At 73.6% G+C, this 15,556-nt stretch carries 11 protein-coding genes and 1 pseudogene; 4 read left to right on the top strand and 8 right to left on the bottom strand.

Going from position 1 to position 15,556, the window contains the following annotated elements; genetic code table 11:
* Positions 1 to 101: 101 nt before the first annotated feature.
* The 3 genes from ACPYOM_RS05550 to ACPYOM_RS05540 form a co-directional block, all read right to left on the bottom strand.
* Positions 102 to 4,136: a DNA polymerase III subunit alpha gene (locus ACPYOM_RS05550; protein ID WP_481345202.1), complete on the bottom strand. Its 4,035-nt coding sequence runs from the start codon at positions 4,134 to 4,136 to the stop codon at positions 102 to 104.
* Positions 4,133 to 4,591 (bottom strand): SAV_6107 family HEPN domain-containing protein, encoded by a 459-nt coding sequence (locus ACPYOM_RS05545; RefSeq protein WP_481341024.1) that lies wholly within the window; start codon positions 4,589 to 4,591, stop codon positions 4,133 to 4,135. Before ACPYOM_RS05545 ends, ACPYOM_RS05550 begins: the two co-directional genes overlap by 4 nt.
* Before the next feature lie 62 nt (positions 4,592 to 4,653).
* A complete protein-coding gene (locus ACPYOM_RS05540; protein ID WP_481345201.1) occupies positions 4,654 to 5,049 on the bottom strand; it encodes a DUF6504 family protein in 396 nt (131 codons plus the stop codon).
* A 215-nt stretch (positions 5,050 to 5,264) separates the two neighbouring features.
* On the opposite strand from ACPYOM_RS05540, the pseudogene ACPYOM_RS05535 reads away from it, so the two are divergent.
* Positions 5,265 to 6,104 (top strand): annotated as a pseudogene (locus tag ACPYOM_RS05535) (DUF4126 domain-containing protein); the annotation flags it as partial.
* Positions 6,105 to 6,344: 240 nt separating this feature from the next.
* Here the strand turns inward: ACPYOM_RS05535 and metF are convergent.
* Complete coding sequence (metF, locus tag ACPYOM_RS05530) at positions 6,345 to 7,253, bottom strand: methylenetetrahydrofolate reductase [NAD(P)H] (protein WP_481341027.1); 909 nt, start codon at positions 7,251 to 7,253, stop codon at positions 6,345 to 6,347.
* A gap of 92 nt (positions 7,254 to 7,345) precedes the next feature.
* Here metF and ACPYOM_RS05525 point away from each other — a divergent pair, with 92 nt between their 5' ends.
* Positions 7,346 to 8,452, top strand: a complete 1,107-nt coding sequence (locus tag ACPYOM_RS05525) for a polyprenyl synthetase family protein (RefSeq protein WP_481341028.1) — start codon at positions 7,346 to 7,348, stop codon at positions 8,450 to 8,452.
* A gap of 21 nt (positions 8,453 to 8,473) precedes the next feature.
* Here the strand turns inward: ACPYOM_RS05525 and ACPYOM_RS05520 are convergent, their stop codons facing one another.
* Positions 8,474 to 8,800 (bottom strand): Rv2175c family DNA-binding protein, encoded by a 327-nt coding sequence (locus ACPYOM_RS05520; protein WP_481341036.1) that lies wholly within the window; start codon positions 8,798 to 8,800, stop codon positions 8,474 to 8,476.
* Between the two features lie 386 nt (positions 8,801 to 9,186).
* Here ACPYOM_RS05520 and ACPYOM_RS05515 point away from each other — a divergent pair, with 386 nt between their 5' ends.
* Both ACPYOM_RS05515 and pknB read left to right on the top strand, forming a co-directional pair.
* Positions 9,187 to 10,173 carry a lytic transglycosylase gene (locus ACPYOM_RS05515; RefSeq protein WP_481341029.1) on the top strand — a complete coding sequence of 329 codons (987 nt, stop codon included), beginning with the start codon at positions 9,187 to 9,189 and terminating at the stop codon, positions 10,171 to 10,173.
* Between the two features lie 117 nt (positions 10,174 to 10,290).
* Positions 10,291 to 12,216, top strand: coding sequence for a Stk1 family PASTA domain-containing Ser/Thr kinase (gene pknB / locus ACPYOM_RS05510; RefSeq protein WP_481345199.1), 1,926 nt, complete (start codon positions 10,291 to 10,293; stop codon positions 12,214 to 12,216).
* A gap of 51 nt (positions 12,217 to 12,267) precedes the next feature.
* On the opposite strand, the gene ACPYOM_RS05505 is transcribed toward pknB, so the two are convergent.
* The 3 genes from ACPYOM_RS05505 to ACPYOM_RS05495 all read right to left on the bottom strand — a co-directional run bounded on the left by ACPYOM_RS05505 (position 12,268) and on the right by ACPYOM_RS05495 (position 15,489).
* Positions 12,268 to 13,338 (bottom strand): threonine aldolase family protein, encoded by a 1,071-nt coding sequence (locus tag ACPYOM_RS05505; protein WP_481345198.1) that lies wholly within the window; start codon positions 13,336 to 13,338, stop codon positions 12,268 to 12,270.
* Positions 13,339 to 13,345: 7 nt separating this feature from the next.
* Positions 13,346 to 14,782, bottom strand: coding sequence for a class II 3-deoxy-7-phosphoheptulonate synthase (locus ACPYOM_RS05500; protein ID WP_481341032.1), 1,437 nt, complete (start codon positions 14,780 to 14,782; stop codon positions 13,346 to 13,348).
* Between the two features lie 74 nt (positions 14,783 to 14,856).
* Positions 14,857 to 15,489, bottom strand: a complete 633-nt coding sequence (locus ACPYOM_RS05495; RefSeq protein WP_481345197.1) for a response regulator — start codon at positions 15,487 to 15,489, stop codon at positions 14,857 to 14,859.
* Positions 15,490 to 15,556 lie beyond the last annotated feature (67 nt).

Genomic DNA, 15,556 nt, shown 5'->3' with positions numbered 1-15,556 from the left:
CGACGCGGCCGGTGACGTGCATGGCGGGCACGGCTGGCACGGCGGGCGCGACGGACAGGCCGACGACGGGGTCGATGTGGTGGTTCGGGTGCATCCTCACCCTAGTGCCCCGAGCTTCCCGGGCTCGCGTGCCACAGCTTGCGTGGCGGGCCGCCGGTGGGGCCGCCACCGGTGGCAGCGGCGCCGCCGAACGGGTCGGGCGGGACGAGCCCGGCCGTGCCGCGGGCGCCGCGCACCTCCTCGCCTGCCGGGCGGATGTCCGCGTACGGCGACTGCTTGAACCCCGACGCGTGGACGAGGACGCGTCGACCCTCCGCGGTCTCCCCGACGCCGGACCCTGGTCCCTCGAGGGCTCCGGCGCGCTCCCACGCCGCCCGGTCGGCCTCCTCGAGCGCCGCGTGGACGGCCTCGAGGCCGCCGGTGGTCCAGGCCTCCTGGAGCGCGGACAGCTCCCAGGCTCCGGTGGCCCGGATCGAGACGCCGCGCGGACCGGTGCGGCGCACGAGGCCGCGGGCGAGGATGAGCCACGAGTGGAACACCGTCGTCGCGTACGGGCCCTGGACGTCCTCGAAGAAGGTGAGGTCGGCGGGACCGGTCGCGTCGTCGAGGGTGAGGAACACGACGCGGCGCCCGGTGCGGATCGGCGGGGTCTGGGTCGCCACCTTGACCCCGGCGACCCACACCTCGCGGCCGCTGCGACCGTCGAGGAGGTCACGGGCCTTCGTGACGCCGAGGGCGTCGAGCAGCGGCCGGTAGAAGTCGACGACGTGGCCGGACGCGTCGAGGCCGAGCACCTCGAGCTCGGCCCGGACGCGTTCCGGGCCGGTCATCTCGGGCAGGCCGCTCGTCGCCGTGAGCCGGGGCGCGTCACCGAGGTCGAGCGTCAGCTGGGTGGCGAGGTGCTCGGGGGCGCCCGACGACGCCTGCGACTGTGCCGCGGCGAGGGCGCGGATGTCGCCGGTGGCCGACACCGACGTGACCCGTCCGCGGGACCGGCTCGCGGCCGCGACGCGCCGGCTCGACCGGCGTTGCGAGGAGGACCACCGGTCGAGCTCGGCGACGTGCAGGAGCAGGTCACGCCGGGTGACCCGGCCTCGCCGACCGAGGCCGCTGCGGGCCCGGCGCGTCAACCCGCCGGCGTCGTCGAGTCGGGAGGGTCCGACGAGGTCGATGTCGTGGATCGTGTCGAACGCCCCGGCGAGGACGAGCTTCTCGGCGACGGGCCGCGACACCTGCGCCCGTTGCCAGAAGTCGGACAGGCTCGAGTACGGCTGGCCGGCGACGATGCGGGCGACCTCGGCCTCGCTGATGCCGTGCACGTCGGCGAGCGAGAGGCGGATGGCCTCGCCGCCGTCCTCGGTGCGCTCGAACCGGTACGTGCCGGTGGAGGCGTTGACGTCGAGGCCGAGGATCGTGATGCCGAAGGCGCGGGCGTCGTCGAGGATGAGCCGCTTGGGGTACATGCCGGGGTCGTGGGTGAGGACGCCCGCGAGGAACGCGGCCGGGTGGTGCGCCTTGAGGAAGGCCGACTGGTAGGTCGGCAGCGCGAAAGCCGCCGCGTGCGCCTTGCAGAACCCGAACGAGGCGAACGCCTTGAGGACCTCCCAGATGCGGTCGACGTCCTCGGGGGCGTAGCCGCGCGCCCTCGCCGCCGGACGCCACCACGCCTCGACCTCCAGCTGCCCGGCCGGGCTGCCGAGGGCGCGGCGCACCTCGTCGGCCTGGGCGAGGCTGACGCCGGTGGTCTCGGCGACGATCTTGAGGACCTGCTCGTGGAAGACGACGACGCCCTCGGTCTCCTCGAGCGCGGGCACGAGCGTCGGGTGCAGGTACGCCGGCTCCTTCCACCCCTGGCGGGCGTTGAGGAACGGCACGATCATGTCGCTCTTGACCGGTCCCGGGCGGAACAGCGAGATGTCGACGATGAGGTCCTCGAAGGTCTGCGGGCCGAACTTGCCGATGAGCTCGCGCTGGCCGGGGCTCTCGATCTGGAAGCAGCCGAGGGTGCGGGTCGAGCGGATCATCTCGAAGGTCGGCTCGTCGTCGAAGGGCACCTGCTCCTCGTCGTCGAGGTCGACCCGGACGCCGTCGACCCGCTCGACCTCCTCGACGGCGTGCGCCATCGCCGACTGCATCCGGATGCCGAGGACGTCGAGCTTGAGCAGGCCCATCTCCTCGACGTCGTCCTTGTCGAACTGGCTCATCGGGAAGCCGAGCCAGCTGGCCTCCACGGGCGTGCGGTCCAGGAGCGCGGAGTCGGACAGGACGACGCCACACGGGTGCAGCGCGATGTGCCGTGGCAGGCCGTCGAGCCGCTCGACGATGTCGAACATCAGCTGCAGGCGCGGCACGTCGAGACCCGACGCGCGCAGCTCGGGCAGCTCGGCGAGGGCGTGGCGCACGTTGCGGGCGGCGATGTGCGGGAAGGCCTTGGCCATGGCGTCGATCTCGGGCGGCGGCAGGCCGAGCGCCGCACCGGCGTCGCGGATCGCGTGGCGCACCCGGTAGGTGTCCATCATCGAGACGCACGTGACGCGGTCGCCCCCGAAGTGGTCGAGGATCCGCTCGTAGATCTCGGTGCGGCGGGCCGACTCGACGTCGATGTCGATGTCGGGCAGCTCGGCGCGCAGCGGTGAGCAGAACCGCTCCATGAGCAGGCCGTGGCGCATCGGGTCGACGCCGGAGATGCCGAGCAGGTAGTTGACGAGCGACCCGGCGCCCGAGCCGCGGGCCGCGACGCGCACGCCCATCTCGCGGACGAGGTCGCACACCTGGGCGACGGTGAGGAAGTACGTCGCGTAGCCGAGGGTCTCGATGACGCCGAGCTCGTCCTCGAGACGGTCGCCGACGGCGGCGAGCCCGGACCCGGACCGGTCGGGGTAGCGGGTCGCGATCGACTCGCGGCAGCGTCGGGCGAGCACGTGCTGCGGGTCGGTGCCCGCGCTGATGCCGAGGACGTCGGGCTCGGGCAGGTGCACCGAGCCGATGCCGAGGTCTGCACGCGGGTCCTGGACGCACTCGGTGGCGAGGGCGGTCGTGCGCGCGACGAGCTCGTGGGCCTGCTCGCGGGCGAGCGCCCCGCCGCCGACGAGCCCCGGGCCCGACACCTGGACGACGTCGCGGGCGAGGGCGTGCATGACCGGCGTCGGCGCGAGGTGGCCGGCGGTCGTGACGCGGTCCAGGTGGCGCGCGTCGAGCGCGACGAGGCGCCGGGCCGCGTCGAGGACGTCGACGACGGCGGCGTCCTGCGGGTCGGTGTGGCGCACCGCCGCGGTGATGACGCTCGGCACGCCGACCTCGCGGGCGAGGGAGAGCATCCGGCCGGCCTGGCCGAGGCTGGCCGGCAGGTGCTCGGGACCGCCGTGGCACACGACCTCCACGACGAGGCCGCCGGGCGGCAGCAGCGCGACCCATCGCTCGAGGGCCGCCCGTGCATCGCCGTGTCGCCGGGCGAGGACCGCGCGGCCGACGTCGGAGTCGGGGCCGAGGAGGACGACGAGCGGTGCGGGTCCGGCGTCCGCCCGCCTCGACGGGTCGACACCGGAGGTGACGGGCAGGGTCCCGGGGCCGGGGGTGCCACCCTCCCCCGACGCGAGCGGGCCGCCGGGGCGCGCGTGCTCCGCGAGGAGCTCGGGCGTCGTGACCGGGGTGCCCCGCTCGCCCCGCAGGTGGGTCGCCGTGACGAGCCGGCACAGGGCGGCCCACCCGAGGCCGGGCGGCAGCCCCGCGGCCCGGCCGCGGGCGAGGACGGTGACGCGCGGCAGGCGCGGGTCGACGAGAGCACCCCCGCGAACCGGCGTGCGGCTGTGCTCGGACCGACGCGGGCGACCGGTCGGGCCGGTGCGCGGCGGCTCGAGGGCGAGGTCGACACCGAGGACGGGGGCGACGTCGTGCTCCATGCAGGCGCGGACGAACTTGACTGCACCGTAGAGCCCGTCGCGGTCGGTGAGGGCGAGCGCCGGCTGGCCCCAGGCGGCGGCCCGCTCGACGAGCTGGCGGGGTGTCGCGGTGCCGTAGCGCATCGAGTAGCCGCTCGCGACGTGCAGGTGCACGAAGCTGTCGCCGACGCGGCCGGCTCCCGCCCCGGACCTCGGGCCGACCGCCCGGGGCGTCGTGCTGGTGGTCGTGCTCGTCATGCCCCGCTCGCACGGCTCCTCGGCCCGGACGAGACCGGGGTGATGGTCCGCGGCAGCGGGACGGCGATCGGCACGCCGAGCAGGTCCTGGACGATCTCGAGGAACATCTCGGCCTGCCGGAGCAGGTCGTCGGCCTCGCGCGGCGCGATGTGGCCCCCGCGGTCGACGACGGACCGGCGTGCGGAGCACGCGGCGAAGAACGCGGCCCACTCCCCCAGCTCGGGGGCGACGAGGGGCAGCACCTGCCAGACGCTGCGGGGTCGGGACCGCGGCGTCGGCGCCGTCCGGGCCGCGACCAGCGCGGCGGCGGCGCGCAGGGCCCCGAGGTGGGCGTCGCGGTAGCGCTCGGTGGCCTCGCTCACGCGGCAGGCCGACTCGAGGCTGCCCCTCGAGCGGTCGAGCAGGGTGAGCACGGCGACGGAGATGGGCGGGCGGTGCAACGGTGCGGTGGCCACGGGTCGGCTCCTCTCGACAGGCGCGGGTACAAGCGCGGGGACGGTGGCTGGTGTGGCGGGCATCAGTCGGCGACCCGGACGAGCGACCAGCGGTCACCGCGGGGGGACGCGTCGTGGGCGAGGTCGTAGACCCCGGGCGTGAACGACCACCCAGGGCTCGCCTCGACCCGCCAGACGTGCTGCTCGCTCGCGGCGGCGAGGAGCGTCTCGCCGGGGCGCACCTGCGCCTCCTCGGCGTCGAGGGCGTCGTGCCACCACGCCCGCCGCTCCCGCCACTGCGCGAGGACCTCCCGCACGACGTAGAGGCGGCCCTTCCAGATGAAGGCCTCGGGCCGCTCCCGGGCGGCGCCGTCGACCGGAGCCTCACCCGGACCTGCATCCGGGCCTGCACCTGCACCGGCCCGGGAGGCACCCGTCACCTGGGATCCGTCCTGCTCGAACCGGACCCTGACCTGCACTGCATCACTGAACCTGCGCACCACGACACGTCTCCCTCGGACACGTCGAGGCGGGAGGTCACGACCCTGGCTGCCCGCGCCCCACACGGACGGCCGACACCCCAACCGACGACTGGACTGAACGATGAACACTCGAACACCTGTTCGAACTCGACCAGCGTAACCCCTGCCGCCGACACCGTGTCAAGGCGATCCGACGGCCGGCGGCGCAGGCCGTGTTTGCTCACGTTCGGGGCGGTTTGCGTGGACCTGAGTACCGGTGCTCAGGTCCACGTGGACGTGCTCGACCAGAGTGGGTCACCACGGGTCCGGCCCGTGGCCGGAAGGGCGCAGGGGTCCCGTCCGTCCAGGGCCCGGGCCCGTCTCTCGTGCGCGCCCACCCGGCAGGGCAGCGCCCCACCCGGCAGGGCAGCGCCCCGACCGGCCGTCCTCGCAGCCCTTGCGCGCACCTCGGGATTACGGGACGGTCGGCAGCGTTGGACCGAGGCTCGGCCGTCCGGCCGCGCCTGGACCCCGCCGCCCCCGCAGGCCGGGTTGGACGAAGGAGTGACGTGGGAGCCGAGCTCATCCCCCTGGCCTTCACCACCGGGTGGGGCAGCGGCATCAACGCGTACGCGGTCGTGCTCGTCCTCGGCCTCGCCGACCGCCTCTTCAACCTCGGACAGGTCCCCGACGCGCTCGCCCGCACCGACGTCCTCGTCGGTGCGGCGGTCCTCTTCCTCCTCGAGCTCGTCGCCGACAAGATCCCCTACGTCGACTCGGTCTGGGACTCGGTCCACACCGTCGTGCGGCCCGCCGTCGGGGCCACGATCGGCTACCTCATCGGCCACGAGACCGCGAGCCTCGATGCCGCCGTCGGTGCTGCCACCGGTGGCGTCACGGCCCTGGTCTCACACGGCGTCAAGGCCGGACTGCGGGGCATCGTCAACACCTCGCCCGAGCCCGCCAGCACCATCGTCGTCAGCACGGGCGAGGACGTCACCGTCACCGGCGTCATGGCCCTGGCGATCGCCCACCCCTGGGCGGCTGCGACGACCGCGCTGCTGCTCCTCGCGGCCGGGGGGCTGCTCGTGTGGACGCTCGCCGGGCGCCTGCGCCGGCTCAAGCGGCGCTACGACGCATGGGGCGAGCGGGCGGCATCGCCGTCCCGACCGCGGCGCCGCCGACGGCTCCGCCGGGCCGCCGGCCGGGCCGCGCCCGCCCGACGCGTCCGCCGGCCCCGGACGAGGCCTCCAAGGACCCGCCGGCCTGACCCGGCGACGCTCGAGGCCGTCGACCGACGCCGCTGCCGACCCTCAGAGCCGGCCGAAGACCTCGAGCGTCGCCGACGAGCGGTTCATCGTGATGAAGTGGATGCCCGGCGCACCCTCGTCGAGGAGGCGCCGCGCGGACTCGGTGGCGATGGCCAGGCCCTCGGCCCGCACGCCCTCCGCGTCGTCCCCGAGCCGGTCGAGGCGGTCGGTGACGGCAGCCGGCATCGGCTGGCCGGCCAGCTGGGCCATGCGCACGACCTGGCGCGCGTTCGTGATCGGCATGATCGCCGGCACGACGGGAAGCTGCGACCCGCGCCGGGCCAGCTCGTCGCGCAGCCGCAGGTAGTTGTCGACGTCGAAGACCATCTGGGTGATGGCGAACTGCGCCCCGGCGCGCTCCTTGCGGATCAGCGTCTCGGCGTCCTCGGCGGGATCGCGCGACTCGGGGTGACGGTCGGGGAACGCCGCTACCCCGACCGTGAAGTCGCCGAGCCCGCGGACCAGCGCGACGAGCTCGTCGGCGTGGTCGAGCCCCTCCGGGTGGGCGACCCACGGCTGCCCGAGGCCCCCCTGCGGGTCACCGCGCAGGGCCAGGATGTTGCGCACCCCCGCCGAGGCGTACGCCCCGACGATGCCGCGCAGCTCGGACACCGAGTGCCCGACGCATGTCAGGTGCGCCATCGGCGTCAGCGTCGTCTCCTCGAGGATCCGCTGGGTCAGGCGCACCGTGCGGTCCCGGGTGCTGCCCCCCGCGCCGTAGGTGATCGACACGAAGCTCGGCGAGATCTTCTCGAGGTGCCGGACCGCCTGCCACAGCTGCACCTCGGCCGCGTCGTCCTTCGGGGGGAAGAACTCGAAGCTGAAGGTGGGGGTGTCGGCCTCGATGAGCGCCGGGATGGACCGGGTGAACCGCTCCGCCCGAGCCATCGAGGATGCGGTGCCGTGCGCCATGCCGCTCACCCTAGGCGGCCCCCGTCCGGGGTGTGTGGGCTGTTCACGGGGCGGTCTGACGCCCGCGTAGGCTGACCACGATTCCCGACTCGATGGAGGAGCCCGTGCAGACCCCCACCGACCTCGACGTGCTGCGCCGTCGGGTGCAGCACGCGATCGACGGCCAGGTCGCGGGGGCGACGCAGGCGCTCGCCGCCATCGGTGAGGAGACCGCGCCCCTCGTGTCCGCCGTCTCAGGCCTGCTGTCCGGGGGCAAGGGCCTGCGCGCCGGCTTCCTCTACTGGGGCTACCGCGCGGCCGGGGGCGCCGACTCCGACGCACTCGTGCGGCTCGCGGCGAGCATGGAGTTCTTCCAGGCCGCTGCGCTGCTGCACGACGACGTCATGGACCGCAGCGACACCCGCCGCGGCAAGCCCTCGGCCCACCGGGCGGTCGCCTCGCTCCACACCGACCACGGCTGGTCCGGCGACTCCGACCGTTTCGGGGAGGGCGCGGCGATCCTCGCCGGCGACCTGTGCCTCACGTGGTGCGACGAGCTCTACTCGTCGTGCGGCCTGCCGGCCACCGATCTGGCCCGGGGCCGGGGCCTGTTCGACCTCATGCGGACCCAGCTCATGGGTGGGCAGTTCCTCGACCTGCTCGAGTCGGCGCGCGGCTGGGACGGTCTCGACCTCGAGGCGCGGGTCGCCTCGGCCCGCAAGGTGATCCGCTTCAAGAGCGCCAAGTACACGATCGAGCACCCGCTGCTCATCGGCGCCCTCGTCGGCGGAGCACCCGAGGACGCCCTCGAGCCGCTGTCCGACTACGGCCTGGCGCTCGGCGAGGCGTTCCAGCTCCGTGACGACCTCCTCGGCGTCTTCGGCGACCCCGAGGCCACCGGCAAGCCGGCCGGCGACGACCTGCGCGAGGGCAAGCGGACCGTCCTGCTCGCGCACGCCCTCGATGCGGCGTCGGAGCCGGACCGCCGTCTCGTGGAGGGGCTGCTCGGCCGCGACGACCTCGACCTCGCCGGCGTCGAGTCGATCCGCGAGGTGCTCGTCCGCACCGGCGCCGTCGAGCGCGTCGAGGCGCTCATCGGCGAGCTCGCCGAGGCGTCGGGCACGGCCGTGGCGCGGGCCCGGGACACCGGGGTCCTCGCCGACGAGGCCCTCGGCGTCCTCGAGGGCCTCGTCGCGGTCTCGACGGCCCGCCACTCCTGACCGCCACTCCTGACCGACACGTCAGAAGGCGAGCTCCTGGGCGCGCCGGCGGATCTCGGTCTTGTGACCGGCGCGCAGGGCGTCGATCGGGGCCCCCTCGACGGGCAGCGTCGGGTCCGGGGTGAAGAGCCAGGTGATGATCTCGTCGTCGTGCATGCCGCCGTCGGCCAGCACCGTGAAGGTGCCGCGCAGCTCGGGCCGCGGGCCCTCGTCGTCGAGGAACTTCGCCGGCACGGACTGGACGTGGCGCTCCCCGACGCGCGCGGCGAGGAGCTCGCGGTCGGCGATGAGGCGACGCACGCGCGCCAGCGGCACCCCGAGCCGTTCGGCGACGTCGGGCACCGTCAGCCACTCCCCGACGAGGCGCTCGAGGTCGTGCGACGGACCCGTCTCAGGAACGGCGTCGGAAACGGCGTCGGAAACGAGGTCCGAACCGGCGTCGGGGCCGGCGTGGGAGCGTGCTGCGGAGTCGGTGTTCGGGCTCTGGCTCACGTCGTCAGAGTCTGCCACCCGAGCCGGGCAGTGCGACACACGGACCAGCGCCGAATTACATCGCTGTATTTTTACTTTAGCGCTCAATCATGCGATATCGTCACACACGCCCCATCCCTCACAGGAGTCCCGGGACCGCACGACAGCGAACCCGCCTCGAGCAGCTCACCGCACCACCAGCCCCTTCCCAGAGCCCCTCCACACCACATTTCTTGCAACCGGGCCCCAGGAAAGGACCCCACATGCCCTTCGCCGACGTCGCCGCGCTGGCGCAGCCGCCCCACGCCGTCGTCGTGCCCGTGCACGCGACGCCGTGGAAGACGATCACCGTCCGGCCCGGCGACACGTTGTGGCATCTCGCCATCGCCCACCGCACCACGGTGCGCGCGCTCGTGGACAAGAACCGGCTCGCCGCCGGCGGGAGCCTGATCCTGCCGGGCCAGAGGCTGCTCGTCCCCGGCTCGCCCGCGACGGCCACGACGCCGCGGTCCGCGGCGACACCGACGAAGCCGGCCAGGGGTGCCGTCACGTCGTCCGGCTCGTCCGCCCCGGTCTCCGTGCCCGCGGGCAGCATCGTCCACGTCGTCGTCCGTGGTGACACGATGTCTGGCATCGCCGCCAGGTACAAGGTGTCCCTGACCAAGCTGCTCGCCGCCAACAAGCTCAAGAACGCCGGCCTCATCTACATCGGTCAGCGCATCGTCGTGCCTGGTGTGGCCAGCGCACCGGCGCCCGCGAGCCCGGCACCGAGCCCGACGCCGCCGAGCGGCTACTCGACGCCGACGAAGACCCAGCTGGCCGTCGCAGCCAGCAAGGCCAAGCTCGCCGCCCGAGACGTCCCGAGCCGCACCGAGACGGCCGACATCATCCGGGCGACGGCGACCCGCAACGGCGTCGACCCCAAGCTCGCGCTCGCGATCGCATGGATCGAGTCGGGGTGGAACCAGCGGGCGGTGTCCTTCAGCGACGCCGTCGGGGTCATGCAGCTGATGCCGATCGCCGAGACGTGGTCCTCCCAGCTGGCCGGGCGCTCTCTCGACCGCTACGACACGCGGGACAACGTCACCGGTGGAGTCCTCATCATCCGCGCGCTGCTCGCCTCGGCCGACTCGCGGGAGCAGGCGGTCGCCGGGTACTACCAGGGCCTCTACTCGGTCCGCACCAAGGGCCTCTACGAGGACACGAAGAAGTACGTCGCCAACGTCCTTGCGGTCTACGACCGCATGTGACGCTCCCAACCCCCCGGGAGCCCAGGAGACCGTGGCCCCGCACACCCTCCCCCCGGGTGCGCGGGGCCGCGGCTCGCCTGCACGGGATGCGCAGGGTCAGCCCGTAAACTCCTGCCCGTGACGTCCAGCGTGGCGGACGCCCTCGTCGGTCGGGTGATCGACGGCCGGTACCGCATCCTGTCCCACCTCGCAGACGGAGGCATGGCCTCGGTCTACGTGGCGCTCGACGCACGCCTCGACCGTGAGGTCGCGCTCAAGATCATGCGTCCTGGCCTGGCCGTCGACGACGTCTTCGTCGAGCGCTTCCGCAGCGAGGCCCGCTCCGCGGCGCGCCTGAGCCACCCCAACGTCGTCGCCGTCTTCGACCAGGGCGAGGACGACGGCGACGTCTTCCTCGCGATGGAGCTCGTCGAGGGCAAGACCCTGCGCGAGGTCATCCACGAGGAGGCGCCGCTCACCGCCCGCGAGGCCCTCGCCATCCTCGAGCCGATCCTCCTCGCGCTGCGCGCTGCGCACGCGGCGGGCATGATCCACCGCGACGTCAAGCCCGAGAACGTCATCGTGCGCCACGACGGCGAGGTCAAGGTCGCCGACTTCGGGCTGGCGCGCGCCATCACGAACCAGACCGCCACGAGCCAGACCGGCGTGCTCCTCGGCACGGTGTCGTACCTGTCCCCCGAGCAGGTCGAGCGAGGCCAGGCCGACGCCCGTAGCGACGTCTACGCTGCGGGCCTGCTGCTCTTCGAGATGCTGACCGGGCGCAAGGCGGTCACCGGTGACACCCCGATCCAGATCGCCTACCAGCACGTGCACGGGTCCATCCCGGCGCCGTCGACGCTCGTGCCGGAGGTCCCGCGGCCGCTGGACGAGCTCGTCGCTCGCTCCACCGCGCTCGACCCGGACCACCGCTTCGACTCGGCCGCCGAGCTCGTCGCGGCGCTGCGCCACGTGCGCCGTGTGCTGTCCCCGACCGACCTCGACCGGCGCGGCACCGCGCCCCGGACCGATACCGCCGTCCGTGCGCCGGCCGCGGCCGACACCTCGGCGCGGACCGCCTCCCCCGGTGACACGGGCGAGCTCACCGGTCTGCACACCACCCCGGTCCTCGAGCGCACCACGGCGATGCCGCTCACGGCCATGCCGGTGCAGCGCCGACGCCGGCGACGGTGGCCGGCCTGGTTCGCCGCGGTGCTCCTCGTGCTGGGTGGTGGGGCTGCGGGCTGGTGGTTCACCGCGGGCCCGGGCGGCACGACGGTCGTGCCCGGGCTCGTCGGCCAGTCGGTGGCGCAGGCGCGGTCGAGCCTGCAGGCCGCGTCCCTGTCGATGGACGAGCAGGACGAGTTCTCCGAGACCGCCGCCAAGGGCACCGTCCTGCGCATCGAGCCCGGTGCCGGCACGCAGCTGTCCAAGGACTCCACGATCCGCGTCGTCGTGTCCAAGGGCCAGGAGCGCTACACGGTCCCGAAGCTCGTGGGCACCAAGGCCGCCGACGCCGTCGACGTCCTCGGGCCCCTGACGTTGACCGTCGGCGACACCAGACAGCAGTGGAGCGAGACCGTCCCGAAGGGTCGGGTCGTCTCCCAGTCGCCCGACCCCGAGGCGTCGGTCAAGCGGGGCACCGCCGTCGACCTCGTCGTGTCGAAGGGCCCCGAGCCCATCGACGTGCCGAAGGTGACCGGCACGCCGTTCGACGCCGCGGCCGCCAAGCTGGGCAAGCTCGGGTTCCAGGTGCGGCGCGGCGCGGACGTGAACAGCGACACCGTGCCGGCCGGCAACGTCGTGTCCCAGGACCCCGCCTCCGGCACGTTGCACCGCGGCGACGCCGTGACGCTCGTCGTGTCCAAGGGCCCGGTCATGGTCCAGGTGCCCAACGTCGTCGACCAGCAGGACGCCCTCGCGGAGAAGGCGCTGACCGCCCTCGGGTTCACGGTCGACAAGCAGTACCCCTTCGGCGACCTCTTCGAGAAGAAGGTCCGCGCCCAGGACCCCGCCGCGGGGACGACGGTGCCCAAGGGCAGCACGATCCACCTGACGATCGTCTGAGAGTCGTCCACGTCCCGTCCGGGCCAGGACCGCGTTCGCGGCAGGCAGGGGTCAGGTGGGCGGCGGGGTGCGCAGCAGGGAGGTGAGGACGTCGACCGCGACGTCGGTCGCCGCGTCGTCGACGTCGAGGTGCCACACGAGGCGCACCGCGCCCGGGCCCACGGCGTAGGTACGGACCCCCGCGTCGAGGGCCGCGGCGACGAACGCCGCTGACGTCCAGCCCGCCGCGGCGACGTCGACGATGACGATGTTGGTCTCCACGGTGGCGAGGTCGACCGAACCGGGTGCCGCCTCGGCCATCGCGGCGGCGGTGCGGCGAGCGCGGGCGTGGTCGTCGGCGAGGCGCTCGACGTGGTGGTCGAGCGCGTACAGGCCTGCGGCAGCGAGGATCCCGGCCTGGCGCATGCCACCGCCGAAACGCTTGCGCCAGATCCGTGACTCGGCCATGGCCTCGGCCGACCCGGCCAGGACGCTGCCCACGGGGGCTCCGAGGCCCTTGCTCAGGCACACCGACACGGTGTCGAACTCCCGCCCGTAGTCGGCGACCGGGATGCCCGAGGCGACGTGGGCGTTGAAGAGGCGGGCGCCGTCGAGGTGCATGGCCACGCCGCGCTCGCGGGTGATCGTCCGCGCCCGGCGGATCTCCTCGAGGGACTGCACCGTGCCGCCGCCGAAGTTGTGGGTGTTCTCGACGACCACGAGCGCGGTGCACACCTGGTACGGCCCCGCACCGGTGACCATGAGCGAGGCGGCGTCGTCGGCCCGGAAGCGGCCCCGCTCGGAGACCCAGGTGCGCGAGGAGATGCCGGACAGCACCGCGGCCGCGCCGAGCTCGGCCCGCACGACGTGGGCCAGGGAGTCGCCGACGAGCTCCTCACCGTGTCGCACGTGCAGGCGCACACCGAGCTGGTTCGCCATCGAGCCCGACGGTGTGAAGAGCGCCGCCTCGTGACCGAGCAGGTCGGCGACGCGCTCCTCGAGGGCCCGCAGGGTCGGGTCCTCGCCGAAGACGTCGTCGCCGACCTCGGCACGGGCCATGGCGGCCCGCATCGCCTGGGTGGGCTTGGTCAGGGTGTCGCTGAGCAGGTCGGCCCGCAACGGGCTCGTCGCGGGTGCCGTCACCGTCCGGTCACGCCTGGCCGAGCATCTCGGCGACGAGGAACGCAAGCTCGAGCGACTGCTGGTGGTTCAGGCGCGGGTCGCACACCGACTCGTAGCGCTTCTCGAGGTCGGAGTCGATGATCTTCTCCGCACCGCCGAGGCACTCGGTGACGTCGTTGCCGGTCAGCTCGACGTGGATGCCGCCGGGGACCGTCCCGAGCGAGCGGTGCACCTCGAAGAAGCCGCGGACCTCCTCGACGATGTCCTCGAAGTCGCGGGTCTTGTAGCCCGTCGAGCTCTCGAACGTGTTGCCGTGCATCGGGTCGCAGATCCACGTGACCGTCGCACCCGAGGCGGTCACCTTGTCGACGAGGGCCGGCAGCGCGTCGCGGATCGTCCCCGCGCCCATCCGGGTGATGAAGGTGAGGCGGCCCGGCGTGCGCTGCGGGTCGACCTTGTCGATGAGGCGCAGCACCTCGTCGATGTCGGCCTTGGGGCCGAGCTTGACGCCGATCGGGTTGCTGATGCGCGAGACGAAGTCGATGTGGGCGCCGTCGAGCCGGCGCGTGCGCTCGCCCACCCAGACGAAGTGCCCGGACGTGTCGTAGAGGCGACCCGAGCGTGAGTCGATGCGGGTCAGCGGCCGCTCGTAGTCGAGCAGGAGCGCCTCGTGCGCGGCGTAGAACTCGACGGTGCGCATGGCGTCGAAGTCGGCGCCGCAGGCCGCCATGAAGCGCATCGCCTTGTCGATGTCCCTGGCGATCTTCTCGTAGCGCGCGTTGGCGGAGTTGGCGACGAAGCCACGGTTCCAGTCGTGGACGTGCCGCAGGTCCGCGAAGCCGCCGGTCGTGAAGGCCCGGACGAGGTTGAGCGTCGCCGAGCTCGCGTGGTAGGCCCGGACGAGACGCTGGGGGTCCGGGACGCGGGCGGTCTCGTGGAAGGCGAAGTCGTTGACCATGTCGCCGCGGTAGGCGGGCAGCGTCACGCCCTCGCGGGTCTCGACGCCGGACGAGCGCGGCTTGGCGTACTGGCCGGCCATCCGCCCGACCTTGACGACGGGCACCGACGCGCCGTAGGTCAGGACGGCGGCCATCTGCAGGATCGTCTTGATGCGGTCGCGGATGTTGTCGGCGGTCGCCGACGCGAACGTCTCGGCACAGTCGCCGCCCTGCAGGACGAAGGCCTCGCCGACGGCGGCCGCGCCCATCCGGGCGGTGAGGATGTCGCACTCGCCGGCGAAGACGAGCGGCGGATACGACGCGAGGGTCTCGATCACCTCGGAGAGCGCGGCCGTGTCGGGCCACGTGGGCTGCTGCCCGGCCTCGAGCTCGGCTGCGGCCGCCGTGAGGGCGGCGAGGGCCTCGGACCCGTTCCCGGGCTCGAGACCGACATCGGCGGTGACGGTCCTCATGTTCACCCGATCAGCGTAGACGCCGTGCCCACCCCTGCCGTGCCGGGTCCGCATCCCGATACCTCCGCCGTCGGCCGGTCGCCGGGCCTCCGGGACCCGCCGGGTGGCACCGCGACCCCTCGCACGGGTCAGCGCCCCTGGTCGGGTCGCTCCTCGAGGTCGAGGCCGCGCTCCAGGGCGAACCGGACGAGCTCGACGCGGTTGTGCATCTGCAGCTTGCCGAAGATGTTCTGCACGTGGTTCTGCACGGTGCGGTGCGACAGGAACAGGGTGGCGGCGATGTCCTTGTAGCCCATGCCCGTGGCCACGTACCTGAGGATCTCGGTCTCGCGGTCGGTCAGCTCGGGCACCTCGCGCTCGGGGCTGCGCCCGGCGCGCGCCCGACGGAACTCGCCGAGGACGAGGCCGGCGAGGCCGGCCGTGAACACGGGGTCGCCGGCGGCCGTGGCCCGCACGGCGTCAAGGAACTCCTCGCGCCCGGCGCTCTTGACGAGGTAGCCGAGCGCGCCGGCCTTGACGGCCTCGAGGACGTCCTGGTGGTCGCCCGATGCCGACAGGATGAGCACCCGAGTGGGCACCCCGGCCGCGGCGAGCTCGGCGCACACCCGCGACCCGCTGAGACCGGGCAGGTTGAGGTCGAGGACGAGCACGTCCGGAGCGGTGGCGCGGGTGCGCGCCACCGCCGAGCGTCCGTCGTCGGCGGTCGCCACGACCTCGAACCCGGCGTCGGCGAGGTCGCGGGCCACGGCATCGCGCCACATCGGGTCTGTCTATTATACACATCTCCGAGCCCACGAGACGCGTAGTAATGTGGGGGGGGGGGGGGGG

The sequence above is a fragment of the Monashia sp. HAY1-2A genome, assembly GCF_056755315.1.
The sequence above is the reverse complement of the archived record's forward strand: the minus strand, read 5'-3'. Positions and strand labels throughout refer to the sequence as shown.

Coding starts and splice junctions, on each gene's coding strand:
- metF (WP_481341027.1), bottom strand. CDS start 7,253: ATGGCGCACGGCACCGCATCCTCGATGGCTCGGGCGGAGCGGTTCACC.
- ACPYOM_RS05550 (WP_481345202.1), bottom strand. CDS start 4,136: ATGACGAGCACGACCACCAGCACGACGCCCCGGGCGGTCGGCCCGAGG.
- ACPYOM_RS05525 (WP_481341028.1), top strand. CDS start 7,346: ATGGAGGAGCCCGTGCAGACCCCCACCGACCTCGACGTGCTGCGCCGT.
- ACPYOM_RS05500 (WP_481341032.1), bottom strand. CDS start 14,782: ATGCGGACCCGGCACGGCAGGGGTGGGCACGGCGTCTACGCTGATCGG.
- ACPYOM_RS05515 (WP_481341029.1), top strand. CDS start 9,187: ATGCCCTTCGCCGACGTCGCCGCGCTGGCGCAGCCGCCCCACGCCGTC.
- ACPYOM_RS05495 (WP_481345197.1), bottom strand. CDS start 15,489: ATGTGGCGCGATGCCGTGGCCCGCGACCTCGCCGACGCCGGGTTCGAG.